Origin of the sequence: Streptomyces niveus (assembly GCF_001723055.1) — a bacterium.
GTDB lineage: Bacteria > Actinomycetota > Actinomycetes > Streptomycetales > Streptomycetaceae > Streptomyces > Streptomyces niveus.
Genome location: NZ_MDCR01000095.1, coordinates 1 through 15,360, shown reverse-complemented (window position 1 = coordinate 15,360; position 15,360 = coordinate 1). Strand labels below are relative to the sequence as shown.

The 15,360-nt window shown below is 69.1% G+C and carries 18 protein-coding genes and 2 pseudogenes; 11 read left to right on the top strand and 9 right to left on the bottom strand.

What is annotated here, in order from left to right; all coding sequences use genetic code 11:
- The 3 genes and pseudogenes from BHU15_RS42255 to BHU15_RS12850 all read left to right on the top strand — a co-directional run.
- Positions 1–283 (top strand): annotated as a pseudogene (locus BHU15_RS42255) (CHAD domain-containing protein); the annotation flags it as partial.
- Positions 284–285: 2 nt separating this feature from the next.
- A pseudogene (locus BHU15_RS41260) lies at positions 286–449 on the top strand (CHAD domain-containing protein); the annotation flags it as partial.
- Positions 446–874 (top strand): NUDIX hydrolase, encoded by a 429-nt coding sequence (locus tag BHU15_RS12850; protein WP_069627303.1) that lies wholly within the window; start codon positions 446–448, stop codon positions 872–874. The pseudogene BHU15_RS41260 and the gene BHU15_RS12850, both read left to right, overlap by 4 nt.
- Positions 875–888: 14 nt before the next feature.
- Here BHU15_RS12850 and BHU15_RS12845 read toward each other — a convergent pair whose 3' ends face one another.
- Both BHU15_RS12845 and BHU15_RS12840 read right to left on the bottom strand, forming a co-directional pair.
- Positions 889–1,461 carry a hypothetical protein gene (locus BHU15_RS12845; RefSeq protein WP_069627302.1) on the bottom strand — a complete coding sequence of 191 codons (573 nt, stop codon included), beginning with the start codon at positions 1,459–1,461 and terminating at the stop codon, positions 889–891.
- A 33-nt stretch (positions 1,462–1,494) separates the two neighbouring features.
- A complete protein-coding gene (locus tag BHU15_RS12840) occupies positions 1,495–1,941 on the bottom strand; it encodes a hypothetical protein (protein ID WP_069627301.1) in 447 nt (148 codons plus the stop codon).
- A gap of 476 nt (positions 1,942–2,417) precedes the next feature.
- On the opposite strand from BHU15_RS12840, the gene pstS reads away from it, so the two are divergent.
- The 4 genes from pstS to pstB all read left to right on the top strand — a co-directional run bounded on the left by pstS (position 2,418) and on the right by pstB (position 6,726).
- Positions 2,418–3,551: a phosphate ABC transporter substrate-binding protein PstS gene (gene pstS, locus BHU15_RS12835; RefSeq protein WP_069627300.1), complete on the top strand. Its 1,134-nt coding sequence runs from the start codon at positions 2,418–2,420 to the stop codon at positions 3,549–3,551.
- A 272-nt stretch (positions 3,552–3,823) separates the two neighbouring features.
- Positions 3,824–4,825 (top strand): phosphate ABC transporter permease subunit PstC, encoded by a 1,002-nt coding sequence (gene pstC, locus BHU15_RS12830; protein WP_069627299.1) that lies wholly within the window; start codon positions 3,824–3,826, stop codon positions 4,823–4,825.
- The gene (gene pstA, locus BHU15_RS12825) at positions 4,822–5,895 is read left to right on the top strand and encodes a phosphate ABC transporter permease PstA (protein WP_069627298.1); all 1,074 of its coding nucleotides are present in this window, start codon (positions 4,822–4,824) and stop codon (positions 5,893–5,895) included. The genes pstC and pstA overlap by 4 nt, the downstream gene beginning before the upstream one ends.
- A 54-nt stretch (positions 5,896–5,949) precedes the next feature.
- Entirely contained in the window at positions 5,950–6,726 is a 777-nt protein-coding gene (pstB, locus tag BHU15_RS12820) for a phosphate ABC transporter ATP-binding protein PstB (protein WP_023540610.1), read from the top strand.
- A 308-nt stretch (positions 6,727–7,034) separates the two neighbouring features.
- Here the strand turns inward: pstB and BHU15_RS12815 are convergent, their stop codons facing one another.
- The gene (locus BHU15_RS12815) at positions 7,035–8,033 is read right to left on the bottom strand and encodes an inorganic phosphate transporter (RefSeq protein ID WP_031230894.1); all 999 of its coding nucleotides are present in this window, start codon (positions 8,031–8,033) and stop codon (positions 7,035–7,037) included.
- A gap of 5 nt (positions 8,034–8,038) precedes the next feature.
- Complete coding sequence (locus tag BHU15_RS12810) at positions 8,039–8,659, bottom strand: DUF47 domain-containing protein (protein ID WP_069627297.1); 621 nt, start codon at positions 8,657–8,659, stop codon at positions 8,039–8,041.
- A 211-nt stretch (positions 8,660–8,870) separates the two neighbouring features.
- Here BHU15_RS12810 and BHU15_RS12805 point away from each other — a divergent pair, with 211 nt between their 5' ends.
- Positions 8,871–9,260 carry a metal-sensitive transcriptional regulator gene (locus tag BHU15_RS12805; RefSeq protein ID WP_069627296.1) on the top strand — a complete coding sequence of 130 codons (390 nt, stop codon included), beginning with the start codon at positions 8,871–8,873 and terminating at the stop codon, positions 9,258–9,260.
- Between the two features lie 21 nt (positions 9,261–9,281).
- Here the strand turns inward: BHU15_RS12805 and BHU15_RS40110 are convergent, their stop codons facing one another.
- Entirely contained in the window at positions 9,282–9,458 is a 177-nt protein-coding gene (locus BHU15_RS40110; protein ID WP_167756134.1) for a hypothetical protein, read from the bottom strand.
- Between the two features lie 105 nt (positions 9,459–9,563).
- Positions 9,564–10,397: an SCO4651 family lipoprotein gene (locus BHU15_RS12800; RefSeq protein ID WP_069627295.1), complete on the bottom strand. Its 834-nt coding sequence runs from the start codon at positions 10,395–10,397 to the stop codon at positions 9,564–9,566.
- Between the two features lie 145 nt (positions 10,398–10,542).
- Here BHU15_RS12800 and BHU15_RS40105 point away from each other — a divergent pair, with 145 nt between their 5' ends.
- Entirely contained in the window at positions 10,543–10,719 is a 177-nt protein-coding gene (locus tag BHU15_RS40105; protein ID WP_167756133.1) for a hypothetical protein, read from the top strand.
- 48 nt (positions 10,720–10,767) lie between these two features.
- Positions 10,768–12,351, top strand: coding sequence for an FAD-binding oxidoreductase (locus tag BHU15_RS12795; RefSeq protein ID WP_069627294.1), 1,584 nt, complete (start codon positions 10,768–10,770; stop codon positions 12,349–12,351).
- 6 nt (positions 12,352–12,357) lie between these two features.
- Here BHU15_RS12795 and BHU15_RS12790 read toward each other — a convergent pair whose 3' ends face one another.
- The 3 genes from BHU15_RS12790 to BHU15_RS39740 all read right to left on the bottom strand — a co-directional run bounded on the left by BHU15_RS12790 (position 12,358) and on the right by BHU15_RS39740 (position 15,081).
- Positions 12,358–13,104: a phosphatase PAP2 family protein gene (locus BHU15_RS12790; RefSeq protein WP_069627293.1), complete on the bottom strand. Its 747-nt coding sequence runs from the start codon at positions 13,102–13,104 to the stop codon at positions 12,358–12,360.
- Between the two features lie 326 nt (positions 13,105–13,430).
- Entirely contained in the window at positions 13,431–14,444 is a 1,014-nt protein-coding gene (locus tag BHU15_RS12785) for a C40 family peptidase (protein WP_069627292.1), read from the bottom strand.
- Between the two features lie 76 nt (positions 14,445–14,520).
- The gene (locus BHU15_RS39740; protein ID WP_069627291.1) at positions 14,521–15,081 is read right to left on the bottom strand and encodes a hypothetical protein; all 561 of its coding nucleotides are present in this window, start codon (positions 15,079–15,081) and stop codon (positions 14,521–14,523) included.
- Positions 15,082–15,152: 71 nt separating this feature from the next.
- Here BHU15_RS39740 and BHU15_RS40835 point away from each other — a divergent pair.
- A partial coding sequence (locus tag BHU15_RS40835) for a hypothetical protein (RefSeq protein WP_218028054.1) occupies positions 15,153–15,360 on the top strand: 208 nt, incomplete at its 3' end.

The following is a 15,360-nucleotide window of genomic DNA, read 5'->3' as shown; positions in this document are numbered from 1 at the left end:
GGTGGCCGACGCCGTCGCCGTGCTGGCCTCCGAGGTACCGCTGGCACCGGTGGCGGGCGCACCCGCCACCGAGATCCTGGCCGCGCCGCAGAGCGCGGCGGAACGAAGACTGCTCGACGCCGTGTCCACGCTGCCGCTGGCGCGCGCCGCGCACCCGTACAACGCGGAGGCCCTGGTCCACGGCCTGTCCACGCCCTCGGACGGCGAGGCCCAGGACGCGCCCTGGCACCAGGTGCGGCTGCTGCTCAGACTGCACCGGTACGCACAGGAGATCCGGCACGCGNNCCGAGGCCGCCGCCGCGGCGGCGAACGCCGCCCGTACACCACGGATCGCCCCTGCGACGGCGTACGCCCTCGGCGTGCTGCACGCCGACCAGCGCCACGAGGTGGAGGCGGCGCGCTACGACTTCCAGCAGATCTGGGCGCGCCGGGCGGTGACCGCGCCATGAGCGAAAGCACCCGGACAGGAACGATCCTCGCGGCGGGCTGCGTGCTGTGGCGGAAGTCGCCGTACCGGGCCGACGGCACCGAGGTCTGCCTGGTCCACCGGCCGAAGTACGACGACTGGTCCCACCCCAAGGGCAAGCTGAAGCACGCGGAGGACGCCCTGGCGGGGGCGCTGCGCGAAGTGCTGGAGGAGACGGGCCACCACTGCGCCCCGGGCGCCCGGCTCGGCACCGTCAGCTATCTCGCCAACGGCCGCCCCAAGCAGGTCGTCTACTGGGCGGCCGAGGCGACGGACGGCGAGTTCGCGGCGAACGACGAGGTGGACCGCATCCTCTGGCTCCCCCCGCCGACGGCCCGCGACCGGCTGACCCAGCCGCGCGACCGCCTGCTGATCGACGCGCTGCTGGACTCCCTGCCTTCGGCGTAGGAGCGCGCGCCGGATCAGTCCTTGGGGCCGACGTCGCCGACGTCGTCCACGGAGGTCGGACCCAGCTGCGTGGCACTGGCGTACTCCGGCATCGTCATGGGCTTGTCGAACAGGAAGAACGACTGGTTCGTCCCGACGGTGAACTCCATGAACACACCGGTCGTGGCGTCGAAGCCGTAGTACGTGTCGCACATCGAGCCCGCCGAGTACGTACCGTCCATCCCCGGCAGGCCCACGACCACACTGCCCTGGCTGGAGCGGTCAACCTTCTCCGTCGGCGTGAGCATCTGGCAGCGCGCCACCGGCATGCCCTTCATGACGAAGTACCCGTACTCGCCCTTGCCGTTCTGGATGTAGACGTAGCTCAGCTTGCCCCGCTTGCCCCACGTCTCGACCCACTGGTTGATGGCCTCGCGGGTCGGCGAGTACTCCATCCGCCCGGCGGGCTGGTTCGCCACGAGCTGGTCGTAGCTCTTCTGCTTGGCCTTTGTCTCCTTGCTCTGGCTGGAGTCGTCCTCACAGGCGGTCAGCCCCAGCCCCAGGACGAGCGCCGCGCAGACCGCGCCGATCCGAGTGATCGTCTTCATGGTGTGCTGCCCCTTTCCCCGGCGTACCGGTGATCAGTTGGCGCAGGTGGTGGCGGTGTCCTTGGCGTCCAGGCGGTACGGCAGGTCCCTGTCCCGGAAGGGCGCGCGGTGCTCCTGGGCGGCCTTCGAGTTGTACTCGTTGACGGACTCGATCCGGGTCACCCGCAGGGCCGTGACCGACTGGTCGATCTGGGTCCTGCGGGCCTCGGACGCGGTCTCCCGCTCCTCGTCGAGCACCTCGATCGAGCCCTCGGCGTTCCGTACGGCCTCGCAGAGATCGAAGAACTCCTGGTAGGTCGACTGCCGGAACTCACCCGAGGCGACGGTGTTCTCCCGCTCCCGCGCCTCTCCGCGGAACGGGGCGGTGAGCCACCCCGCACTCCCGAAGACAAATGTGCCGATCACGCCCAGAACCGCCAGAACGACGATCCCGCCGGCGATCCAGGTGCCGACCCTTACTCCCTCTCGTACAACCCCCATGACCACTCCTCCTCCGGTGGACCGACGGCACTCGTCAGGCGCTGTCCCGCCACGTCGAGTGTGGCGAGCGGGCCACCGGCATCCCATAGGAGGGAGTTGGAAGTCGGATGTACGGGGCAGCCGTCCCGACGGCTTTTTTCAGCCCGGCGCGAGGGCCGCGGCACCGGGGTCCCCCACGGCGGTGTCCCGGCGAACCGGTTGAACCGGTTCGAACCGGCCGGTGCGCGGCCGGGAGACCAGGGGGAGCACTTTCCGAGCGGCTACGCCGTGTCGCGTCACGATCCGGACACGAGCCGCACCAGGCTGACCATCACGGTTCACCTTCCGTTCATTCCCATCCGTCAGCCACTTCACCTGATCTGCCTAATTTCGGCCTTACACAGTGACCGGCACACCGCCGGACCCACCAACTCGACGCACGCCGCCGTAGAAGTGCGAAACCCCGCACAGGGCGGCTTCTGGAAGGAACACCCGAAGTGAAGCTTCAGCGCAAGAACCGGCTGCGCGCCACCGCGCTCGGTGCCCTCGCCGTCTCCGGCGCCCTGGTTCTCACGGCGTGCGGCTCCGACGACAACACGAAGGACACCGGCTCCGGCGACAGCACCGCGGCCGCCTCCAGCATCAAGTGTGACGACGCCAAGGGCCAGATCCTTGCCGCCGGATCGAGCGCCCAGAAGAACGCCATGGACCTCTGGGTCAAGAACTTCCAGCAGGCCTGTGCCGGCGTCGAGATCAACTACCAGCCGATCGGTTCCGGCGGTGGCATCACCAAGTTCACGCAGGGCCAGGTCGCCTTCGCGGGCTCCGACTCCGCCCTGAAGCCCGAGGAAGTCACCGCCTCCGAGGAAGTCTGCAAGGGCGGCAAGGGCATCAACCTCCCGATGGTCGGCGGCCCCGTCGCCATCGGCTTCAACGTGCCCGGTGTCGACAGCCTCGTGCTGGACGGCCCGACCCTCGCCAAGATCTTCGACTCGAAGATCACCAAGTGGAACGACGCGGCGATCTCCAAGCTCAACCCCGACGCCAAGCTGCCGGCCACCGCGATCCAGGCCTTCCACCGCTCGGACGAGTCGGGCACGACGCAGAACCTGAACAAGTACCTCAAGGCCGCCGCCCCGGCGGACTGGAAGTACGACGACAGCTCGAAGTCGTGGGAGGCCAAGGGTGGCCAGGCCGCCAGCGGTTCCTCCGGCGTCGCCTCCAGCGTCAAGGACACCGAAGGCGCCATCGGCTACTTCGAGCTCTCCTACGCGACCGCCAGCAACCTGACCACCGTCAAGGTGGACACGGGCGCCGGCACGCCGGTCGAGGCCACCACGGAGAACGCCTCCAAGGCCATCGCCGCCGCCAAGGTCAAGGGCACGGGCAACGACCTGGCCCTGGAGCTGGACTACGCCACCAAGGCCGAGGGTGCCTACCCGATCATCCTGGTGACGTACGAGATCGCCTGCGACAAGGGCAACAAGGCCGAGACCCTGCCCAGCGTCAAGGCGTTCCTCAACTACACCGTCAGCGAAGAGGGCCAGAAGGTCCTGAGTGACGCCGGTTACGCGCCGCTCCCGACCGAGATCGCGGCCAAGGTCCGCGAGATCGTTCCCACCCTGTCCTGACCCCCGGACGTGGCCGGCCCCGCTGGGGGCCTGTCGACAAATAGGCGTCTGCCGGGCGCCGCCTGACACGCGCGCTCGCCGCGTTGTCGGAGTCAGCCAAGTACGTCCAGTACGAGACTGATCCTCCGCCTTGCGATCGCACGCACCAGACGCCGCCCGGCCCGCCCTCCGGGCGGACGACGCCTCTTTGTCGACAGGCCCCCGGGGCCGGCCACGTCTTCCGGTGCACCGCCGCCAGGAGCCGTGACCCGGCTCCGCAGACCGGAGAAACGATGGATACAACTACCGCTCCCCCCACCGACGCGCCACCGCCGCCACCCGTCTTCGACAAGGGTGCGCCCAAGGCGAAGAAGCAGCTCGGCGACCGGATCTTCCTGGGCCTGTCCCGTGGTTCCGGCATCACCCTGCTCGTCATCATGGCCGCCATCGCCGCGTTCCTGACGTACCGCGCGATGCTCGCCATCTCCAAGGACGAGACGAACTTCCTCACGACCTTCGAGTGGAACCCGCAGGGCGAACCGGTCTCGTTCGGTATCGCCGTGCTCGCCTTCGGCACCGTGGTCAGCTCGATCATCGCCATGGTGATCGCCGTCCCGATCGCCATCGGCATCGCGCTGTTCATCTCACACTTCGCGCCCCGCAGGCTCGCCGCCCCGATCGCCTACCTGGTCGACCTGCTGGCAGCCGTACCGAGCATCATCTACGGCCTCTGGGGCGCCGTCTTCCTCGTCCCGTACCTCGACGGCCTGAACAAGTGGCTGGACGAGTACTTCGCCTGGACGTACATCTTCGACAAGACCAACGAAGGCGTCGCCCGCAACCTGTTCACCGTGGGCATCCTGCTGGCGATCATGATCCTCCCGATCATCACCAACGTGATACGCGAGGTCTTCCTCCAGTCGCCGAAGATGATCGAGGAAGCCGCCCTGGCCCTCGGCGCCACGCGCTGGGAAGTGATCAGGATGGCGGTCATCCCGTTCGGCCGCTCCGGCATCATCAGCGCCTCGATGCTCGGCCTCGGCCGCGCGCTGGGCGAGACGATGGCCGTCGCCGTCGTCCTCTCGCCGAGCTTCCTGCTCTCCTTCCACATCCTCGACGCGGGCGGCGGCACCTTCGCGCAGAACATCGCCGCGAAGTTCAACGAGGCGAACGGCTTCGGCCGGGACGCCCTGATCGCCTCCGGTCTCGTCCTGTTCATCATCACGCTGCTGGTCAACGGCGCGGCCCGTGCGATCATCGCCCGCCGCAAGGAGTACTCGGGGGCCAACGCATGAGCCACACGCTTCAGGACAAGCGGCCGTCGGCCGCCGCCCCCCAAGGCGCGCTCTCCGGTGCACGGATGCCGCGCTGGGCCCCCCTGGCCATCGCCGTCGGCTCCGCCGCTCTGGGCAGCCTGATCGGTCTGGGCGCCGGACTGGACAGCAAGATCCAGTGGGCGCTGCTGGCCGCGCTGGTCTTCGTCGCCGCCACCTACCTGATCACCGCCAAGGTGGAAGGCAGCCGCCAGGGCAAGAACCAGGTCGCGACCAGCCTCGTCTGGGTCTGCTTCCTGCTGGCGGTCATCCCCCTGCTGTCGCTGGCCTGGACCACCATCAGCAAGGGCGCCGGGGTCGTGGACGGGTACTTCCTGTCCCACTCGATGAGCGGTCTCCTCGACACGGACGAGGGCGGTGGCGTCTACCACGCGCTCCTCGGCACGATCGAGCAGGTCGCCATCGCCGCGGTGATCGCCACCCCGATCGGTCTGCTGACCGCTGTGTATCTCGTGGAGTACGGCACCGGAAAGCTCTCCCGGGCCGTCACCTTCTTCGTGGACGTGATGACGGGTATCCCGTCGATCGTCGCCGGTCTGTTCATTCTCTCGACGTGGAACCTGATGCTGGGCTTCGGAGTCTCCGGCTTCGCCGGCGCCCTGGCGCTCTCGATCCTGATGATGCCGGTCGTCGTACGCTCGACCGAGGAGATGCTGAAGCTCGTCCCGAACGAGCTCCGCGAAGCGTCCCTCGCCCTGGGCGTACCTCAGTGGCGCACGATCCTGAAGGTGGTCCTGCCGACCGCGATCGGCGGTATCACCACCGGTGTGATGCTCGCCATCGCGCGTATCACCGGCGAGACCGCGCCCGTGCTGCTGCTCGTCTTCGGTACGAAGCTCATCAACCCGAACCCGTTCGAAGGCGCCCAGTCGTCCCTGCCGCTCTATGTGTTCGAGCAGTACTCGGTCGGCACCGACGCCTCGCACGCCCGCGCCTGGGGCGCGGCCCTCGTGCTGATCGCGTTCGTCATGATCCTGAACCTGGTGGCTCGCGGCATCGCCCGCTGGAAGGCCCCGAAGACCGGCCGCTGAGGCCCCGAAATCCGGCTCCGCCGAGCGGGGTCACGCAGAAAGCAGTGATTGAAGATGGCCAAGCGAATCGACGTCAGCGGACTGACCGCGTTCTACGGCACCCACCGGGCGATCGACGACATCTCCATGACCGTCGAGCCCCGCTCCGTGACGGCCTTCATCGGCCCGTCCGGCTGCGGCAAGTCCACGTTCCTGCGCACCCTCAACCGTATGCACGAGGTCACGCCCGGTGGCCGCGTCGAGGGCAAGGTCCTGCTGGACGACGAGAATCTGTACGGCGCCAACGTCGACCCGGTCGCGGTGCGCCGCACGGTCGGCATGGTCTTCCAGCGGCCCAACCCGTTCCCGACCATGTCGATCTTCGACAACGTCGCGGCCGGTCTGAAGCTCAACGGCAAGTACCGCAAGAACGAACTGGCGAACGTCGTCGAGAAGTCCCTCAAGGGCGCCAACCTCTGGAACGAGGTCAAGGACCGCCTCAACAAGCCCGGTTCCGGCCTCTCCGGCGGCCAGCAGCAGCGCCTGTGCATCGCCCGCGCGATCGCGGTCGAGCCGGACGTGCTGCTGATGGACGAGCCGTGCTCGGCACTCGACCCGATCTCCACGCTCGCGATCGAGGACCTGATCGGTGAGCTGAAGGAGCGCTTCACGATCGTCATCGTGACGCACAACATGCAGCAGGCGGCGCGGGTCTCGGACCGTACGGCCTTCTTCAACCTGTCGGCCGTGGGCCAGCCCGGCAAGCTCATCGAAATAGACGAGACAGAGCGGATCTTCGCCAACCCGTCCGTACAGGCCACGGAGGACTACATCTCCGGCCGCTTCGGATAGGCACCGGCGCCGAAAGCCGTCCTGCGGTGCTGCATGGCGGTGCCACCGCAGGCCGAAGGGCCCGCCCCCTCTCCCAGGGGGCGGGCCCCATTCGTTCCGGAGCGGCCTCAGCCGAGGGCGACCGCCCAGCGGCCTCAGCCGAACGCCAGGTTCACGATCCAACTGTGCTGACCCGGGGGACGACCCCCGGACCCCCAGCCGAGGGCAACCGCCCAGCAGCCTCAGCCGAACGCCAGATTCACGATCCAACTGTGCTGACCCGGGGGACGACCCCCGGACCCCCAGCCGAGGGCAACCGCCCAGCAGCCTCAGCCGAACGCCAGATTCACGATCCAGAAGCTGATCGCCGCGACGAGTGCCGCCGCCGGCATCGTGATGAACCAGCCCAGCACGATGTTCTTCGCGACACCCCACCGCACCGCGTTCACCCGCTTCGTCGCGCCGACGCCCATGATCGCCGAGGTGATGACGTGCGTCGTCGAGATCGGCGCGTGGAAGATGAACGCCGAGCCGAACATGATCGACGCGCCCGTCGTCTCCGCAGCGAACCCCTGCGGCGGGTCCAGCTCGATGATCTTGCGGCCCAGCGTCCGCATGATGCGCCAGCCGCCCGCGTACGTACCCAGCGAGAGCATCACCGCGCACGCGACCTTCACCCACACCGGGATCTCGTCGCCCTGGCCCTCGACATCGGCGATGACCAGCGCCATCACCACGATGCCCATCGTCTTCTGCGCGTCCTGGAGACCGTGCCCGAGCGCCATGCCGGCCGCCGACACGGTCTGCGCGATACGGAAGCCGCGCTTGGCCTTGTGCGGGTTGGCGTTCCGGAACATCCACATGATGGCGACCATCACCAGATAGCCGATGACCAGACCGACGATCGGCGACAGGAACATGGGGATGACGATCTTCTCCAGCACCCCGCTCCAGATCACGTCGGTCCCGCCGGCGAGCGCCGCGCCCACCATGCCGCCGAAGAGCGCGTGCGACGAGGACGACGGCAGACCGTAGTACCAGGTGACCAGGTTCCAGACGATCGCGCCGACGAGCGCCGCGAAGAGGATCCCCATCCCTCGCGACCCGTGCGGTGTGGCGATCAGCCCTTCGCTGACGGTCTTGGCGACCCCTTGGCCGAGAAACGCCCCCGCGAGATTCATCACAGCGGCCATCGCGAGGGCCGCGCGCGGGGTCAGCGCGCGCGTTGACACCGATGTCGCGATGGCGTTCGCGGAGTCGTGAAAGCCGTTGGTGTACGTGAAGCCGAGCGCGACTCCGATGGTCACGATCAGGGCAAAGGTGTCCACGTGGTTCAGGACTCCTTGACCGCGATCGTCTCCACCGTGTTCGCGACGTGCTCGAACGCGTCGGCGGCCTCCTCCAGCACATCAACGATCTGCTTGAGCTTGAGGACTTCCATGGCGTCGTACTTACCGTTGAAGAGCTGGGCGAGCAGCTTGCGGTGGATCTGGTCGGCCTGGTTCTCCAGGCGGTTGACCTCGATCCAGTACTCGGTGAGGTTGGTCATCGTCCGCAGATGCGGCATCGCCTCGGCGGTCAGCTCCGCCGCCCGCGCCAGCACCTCGATCTGCTGCTCGACGCCCTTGGGCAGCTCCTCGACCTGGTAGAGGACGACCAGGTCGACGGCCTCCTCCATGAAGTCCATGATGTCGTCGAGGGACGAGGCGAGGTTGTAGATGTCCTCGCGGTCGAACGGCGTGATGAAGGAGGAGTTCAGCTGGTGGAAGATCGCGTGCGTGGCATCGTCCCCCGCGTGCTCCGCCGCCCGCATCCGTTCCGCGATCTCGGCCCTGGCGGAGGAATCCGCTCCGAGCAGTTCCATGAGGAGCTTGGAGCCCGTGACGATGTTGTCCGCGGACGCGGCGAACATGTCGTAGAAGCTCGTCTCCCTGGGGGTCAGACGAAAGCGCACGGGGGATCCTCGGGTTACATCGGATTCGGTCAGGCTGATGCTAGGCGCATCATCCGGCCACGGCTAACCGGCGTCCATCAGTGTGCTGCATAAGACACGACGATCATGACGTGCCCCTGCCCCTGCGCGAAAGACTGGGTATCATATACCTACCTGGGGTATTTTCTCCCCTTTCGGACATCTCTCACGAACACCCCATCAGGAGGACGCGATGACGACCACCGAGGCGGCAGGCGCGGCGACCGACGACGCGACCTCCGGTACGGGCACGACCGCCGGCACGGTCGGCGACGAGATCGTCACCGACCACGACCGCGGTGTGCACGGCTACCACAAGCAGAAGGACGAGCACCTCAAGCGGCTGCGCCGGATCGAGGGCCAGATCCGCGGCCTCCAGCGGCTCGTCGACGAGGACGTCTACTGCATCGACATACTCACCCAGGTGTCGGCCTCGACGAAGGCGCTCCAGTCCTTCGCGCTCCAGCTCCTGGAGGAGCACCTGCGGCACTGCGTGGCGGACGCGGCGGTCAAGGGCGGCGACGAGATCGACGACAAGGTGCAGGAAGCGACGAAGGCGATCGCGCGCCTGCTGCGTACCTGACCTCCACGACGGGCCGTCGGCTCAGCGGCACGACGATCTCTCACCGCGGTCCGCCCGCACCTTCAGCACTTCGTCGATCCGGTCCGGGCTGAGCCGTTCACCGTCCGCGGCCGACGCCGCGATCATCAGCTCTCCGCAGAGTTCGATCTCGGCGAGGGCCACGTGGTCGTGGACGGTCGGCGTGCGCAACAGAGCCACGTGCGTTCACCTCTTCCTGCCGGTGTCGTCTTCCTGGCGGTGTCGACTGCCGACTTCCTAGGGTAAGGAGGGTGAGACGTGACGCGCATGGCACGTCCGGACCATTTACACCTTGATCTTCCCGGTGAAGATCTGGTCCTTCGGGGGGAGTCGGACCCCGACGGGCACCCCGAAGTCGTACAGCAGTGTGGTCGAGGCGACGGCGACCGTACGCCCCTGATTCAGATAGCTGAACTGGTGTCTGACCTTGCGTAGCCGCCCGGCGTCGTCCAGATAGGCGTCGAACGGCACGACGTCCTCGGCGAAGCCCCGCGCCGCCGCGGCCAGCGCCTCACGCGCGTACGGCGCCGCCCGCTCCGCGGCCCGCCCGATGTCGGTGACCCCCCGGTAGTGCGTCACCCGCACACCGGCCAGCTCCTGCTCGCCGACGACGACCACGTCCTTCGCGGCGCGCAGCAGTTCGGCGGCGGTGAGCGGATCGGTGGCGCCGCCGGTGACCAGATTGCCGTCGGCGAGGGTGGTCGAGTCGAGCATGACCCACTTGTCGTCGGGCACCCCGGCGCCCCGGTTCTTCATGTAGAGGGTGGCGGGCGCCAGCAGTTCCGAGATCGGCCGGTGCTCGTCCGCGCCGGCCGGGTCCTTGGGCAGCACGACCGAGAGCTGCCCCATCCGCTTGCGGAAGTCGTAGCGCCCCTCGCCCCTGATGGTCACGCGCGTCCCGCCCGTCGCCATGACCAGCGACGTCTCGGCCTTCGAGCTGCCCGCCCCGACCAGCGCGTCGGCGGCGTCGCGCACCTCGCCCGGATCACCGAGGGGCCGGTCACCGGCGGACACGGCGCCCTCGCTCCCGGAGCAGCCGGTGGTCCCGGCCACGACCCCGACCGCCGTGACGGCGGCGGCGACGACCGCCACGCCTCTGCGTCTGCGCTGCTGCACCATCGCCTGCCAACCCCCAACGCCTTACCGTTGCTTGCCGTGCCGCCGTTGCCGTACCGCCATCGCGCCCTGTCCCGATAACGACGTCCCGCGCGCGTCGTCACGCACCACCGCGGGCCGCGAACGCACGCGCGAGTACGGTGGAGAAGTGCGCGAGCAAGAAACCTCGGACCCGCCCACCTCCCCCCACACTCCCCACTCCACATCGACCGTCGAGCGCGGCTCGTTCGCCCTGGCCCGCTGCGTCTGCGGCTGGTCGGGACCGGCCAGACGCTCCCGCGACCGGGCCAGAGCGGACGCCGCGTCGCACGAGGCGGCAGACTGACGCCACCGACGCCACCGACACGACCGACACACCGGGGGAGGCCGCCCGATGGAACGGCGCACACTGCTGGCCGGCGCGCTGGCCGTGACCACTGCGGGCGCGGTGAGCGCGTGCACGGGCGACGGCGCCGGCGGAAACGGTTCACCGGACTCCACCGCGAACAAGCCCCCACCACAGCGCACCTCCCCCTCCCCTTCCGCCTCCCCCAAGTGGGGCGCGCTCGCCTCGGGGCTGGACGGTCAACTCGTACGGCCCGGGGACAGCGAGTACGCGACGGCCCGCCAGCTCTACAACACGCGCTTCGACGACCTGAAGCCGGCGGCCGTCGCCTATGTGGCGGGCGAGGACGACATCCGCGAGTGCCTGGCCTTCGCCCGTACGTACGGCACACCCGTCTCGATCCGCAACGGCGGCCACTCCTACGCGGGTTGGTCCAGCGGCAACGGCCGGCTCGTCATCGACATCTCCTCGCTCGACGGCCTCGGCGACGCCGCGTCGGACGGGGTGATCGGCGCGGGCGCGAAGCTCGTCGACATCTACGGCGCGCTGGCCCGGCGGGGCCGTACGATCCCGGGCGGCTCCTGCGCCACCGTCGGCATCTCCGGCCTCACCCTGGGCGGCGGACACGGGGTCGTCTCCCGCGCGTACGGTCTGACCTGCGACAGCCTCACCTCGGCGACCATCGTGACCGCCGACGGCCGCCGCCTGACCGCCGACACCGAGCAGCACCCGGACCTCTTCTGGGCGCTGCGGGGCGCGGGCAACGGCAACTTCGGCGTCGTCACCGAGCTGCGCTTCCGAACCCACCCCGCCTCCACCGGGGTGGCGGCGAGTCTCAACTGGCCGTGGGCGAAGGCCCGTGCGGTGCTCGCGGCCTGGCAGGAGTGGGGGCCCGACCAGCCTGACGAGATCTGGTCCTCGCTGCATCTCGCGGTCGGCGCGGGCGGCGGCGCCGACCCGACGGTCTCGGTCTCCGCCTTCACCCTGGGCACCGAGTCCGACCTCAGGAACGCCCTGGACCGGCTCGCCGACCGCGCGGGCTCATCGGCGAGCTTCGTCTCGCTGCGCCCGCGCGGCTACGAGGAGTCGATGCTGGCGTACGCCGGCTGCGCCGGATTCAGCGAGGACCGGTGCCGGCTGCCGGGTACGACACCCGGTCGCGACGAGGACGGCGTGCTGCGCCGCGAGACGTACGCCGCGACCTCGGACTTCTTCGACCGTTCGCTGTCGTCGGCGGGCATCGGGACCGTGCTGTCGGCCGTGGAGGACTTCAGCCGGATCGAGATCAGGGACGGCGCGGGGTCGGGCACGGTCGCGCTGACGGCGCTCGGCGGCGCGATCAACCGGGTCGACCCGCTCGCGACGTCGTTCGTGCACCGGGGCTCGCGGATGCTCGCCCAGTACGTGGCGTCCTGGCAGCCGGGCACATCCGGCACCTCACAGCGGGCATGGCTGAAAACCAGCCAGAATTCGCTACGGCGTCACGCGTCGGGAGCGGCGTACCAGAACTACACGGACCCGGCGCTGACGGACTGGCGCACGGCGTACTACGGCCCGGCGGCACCCCGGCTGAAGAAGCTGAAGGACCGCTACGACCCAACCCGCCTGTTCGACTTCCCCCAGGCGTTGTAAGGGGGTCTACGCGGCGAGGTTGTTGTCGTCGGGGCGCGGCTCGGGGATGCCGAGCGGCCGCGTCCCCGGCGTCCCGGACGCCGCGGCAGCGGCCTCGGCCGCCTCGGCCCGGTCGGCGTCCCGCGCGGCCCGTGACCGTACGAGCAGACCCGCCCGCCGCGACCGGCAGACCGCCGACACCAGGGGGGTGAGCAGCGCCATGGCGAGGGGGGCGAGGAGCAGCACCACGGCCGTGCCGAGGGCGAATCCGCCGATCACGTCGGTCGGGTAGTGCACACCGACGTAGATCCGGCTGAAGCCCGCGACGAGCGCGAGGCCTATCGCGACGAGCCCGAATCTGCGGTGCGCGACGAAGATGCCGGCGGCCAGGGCCATGGCCATGGTCGAGTGGTCGCTGACGAAGGAGAAGCCGCCCTTGCCCGCCACGAGGACGTCGAGCCCCGTGTGGTCGACGAAGGGGCGGTCGCGCCCGACGAACTCCCGGATCGGGATGTTGATCAGCAGCGCGACACCGGCGGCGAGCGGTGCCCACAGCAGCCCGGCGACGGCGGCCACGGAATCCTCGGCCGCCCCCCGCCGCCGCACGCTCCACCAGCACCAGAGCGTGACGAGGACGAGCCCGATCATGATCCCGTACTCGCCGGCGAACTCCATGCCGCGGTCGAACCAGCCGGGGGCCGACCCGGCCAGCCCGTTGATGTCGTAGAGCAGGCTGACGTCGGGGTTCGACCCATCGATCGCGAGTCCAGCCATGTGCTGCGGCCCCTTGCCTTGTCGCCCACCACGACACGCCTCCGGGCGTATCGCTTCCACCAACCCTCGTGGTACCTGCGGTCAGTGCTGCGCGATCAACGCCACAGCCCCAGTCCAGGGAACGGCCTGATTCCCCTACAGGTTCCAGTCTTCACCGGACGATCTCCAGGACGTTATCGAAGAGTGACACATCGTCGCAGCTCAGAGGGGTGAACGAACGGATAATTCCGGCCACGCGCACCCTGGACGGGGCCCGACTCCACCCTTCCGGGCGTCAACCCTTCGCCACCCCTGTGCCCCGTCGGTCCGACGTCCCGTCAGCCGTTTTACGTACCGGCCCTGCGCTCGGTGGGCAAACCGGTCGGCAGCGATTTCGCGCCGTCTTCGGTGACTCTGGTCGCTCCGAAGTAGTCCGGTGTATCGATTTTGTCGAACCGGATCACGGCGCCGGTGTACGGAGCGTTGATCATGTACCCGCCACCGACATAGATTCCCACATGCCGGATGGCCCGCGAGTTGGTGAGGTCGTCGGAGAAGAACACCAGATCGCCGGGCATGAGCTCGTCACGCGAAGGATGTTCCCCCGCGTTGTACTGGTCGTTGGCCACCCGCGGCAACTCGATGTCCACGGACCGGTAGGCGGCCTGCGTCAGCCCGGAACAGTCGAACCGGCCGCCCTGCTCGGGGGTGCCGTTGCCGCCCCACAGGTACTTCGTACCGAGCTTCTGCTGCGCGTAGTAGATGGCGGCGGCGGCCTGCCTGGACGGCTCCACGCGGCCGACGGGGCGGGCGAAGCTCTGCTGGAGGGTCGTGATGACCTTCACGTAGTTCTGCGTCTCGGGGTACGGCGGGACGCCCCCGTACTTGATGACCGCGTACGCGCCCGCGTTGTACGCCGCGAGCATGTTCTTCGTCTGATCGCCCGGCACATCGTCGACGTACCCGGCGAGTTTGCAGTCGTACGTCGCCGCCGACGGGATCGCGTCCTCCGGGTCCCACACGTCGCGGTCGCCGTCCTTGTCCCCGTCGATCCCGTGCGCCGCCCAGGTCCCGGGGATGAACTGCGCGATGCCCTGGGCCTGCGCCGGGCTCACGATGTCGGGGTCCCAGCCGCTCTCCTGGTAGAGCTGCGCGGCGAGCAGCGCGGGATTGATCGCGGGGCAGAGATTGCCCCACTCCTGCACCAGCCGCTGGTACTTCGCGGGCACGGCCCCCTTGGCGAGCGCGACCGCCCCGCCGCCGCCCGCACCGCCGGCGAGCCCGGCGGCGGCGGAGTACGTACCGACGACGAGCAGCGCGATGAAGCTCAGGCTCAGCCCGAGCCCGACCGCGCCGGCCATCCAGAATTTACGCACCTCTCAACCCTCCCCCATCCGGGACACGTTCGCCGCTATTTTCCCGCCTGTCGTGTCGGTCCTATTCGGACACGGTGTCCGCCATGAAGCCATGGCAGACGACACTTCTGTGGTTCTTGTCCGAGGTGGCGTGGTGGTAGACGACGGTCCACTCACCGGGATCGTCGGCGAGCGGCGGCGCGGGCCGGACCTTGCCTCCGGCGCGGTCGGAGAAGTCGTCGGGGTAGACGAGGTTCTTCCACTGTGTCTCGTCGCCCTCGTACAGATCGGCGGCCTTGCTCACGTAGCCGAACTCGTCCGTGTCGAGCAGGTGGGGAGGCTTCACCTCGACGGAGACGTAGTACGGGGGGAGATTCGGCTCCTCGTACTTGAGCCGGTAGCCGATCTCCGCCTTGCCGAGCGGGATTTCGCCGCTGGGGTCGTTCTCGCCGGTGGTGACGGCGTACTGGAACTGGAGCGGCGGCTGCTCCTCACCGGGCAGGTTGCAGCTTTCCCTGAGCCCGTTCCAGGCGTGCCGGGAGGTGCCGATGTCCTGGATGTACCCGGGAGGCCCGTCGGGCTTGTCGCCGCCCTCGCCGCCGTTGCCGCCGTCCCCGCCGCCGTTGCCGGGGAGCAGCCACACGGCGGGGGCGACGGCGGGGGCCCCTGGGTCGGCAGGTCGTGAATCGCCAGTGCAGGTGCGTTCGGAGGCCGTTGGGGCGTGTCGGGCACCACCTCGGCCATGGCGACCAGCGGGTGATAGGCGGGATCGTCGACCAGGGCGGTGTCCACCGCGCACCACCGGATGAGCTCCGCCGGACCGGGCCGCCGCGCCGGATCCTTCTCGACACACGCGCGGATCAGCGCGGCGAGACCGGGCTCGACCCCGGCCGTGTCGATCTCCTCGTGCACGGCCCGGTAG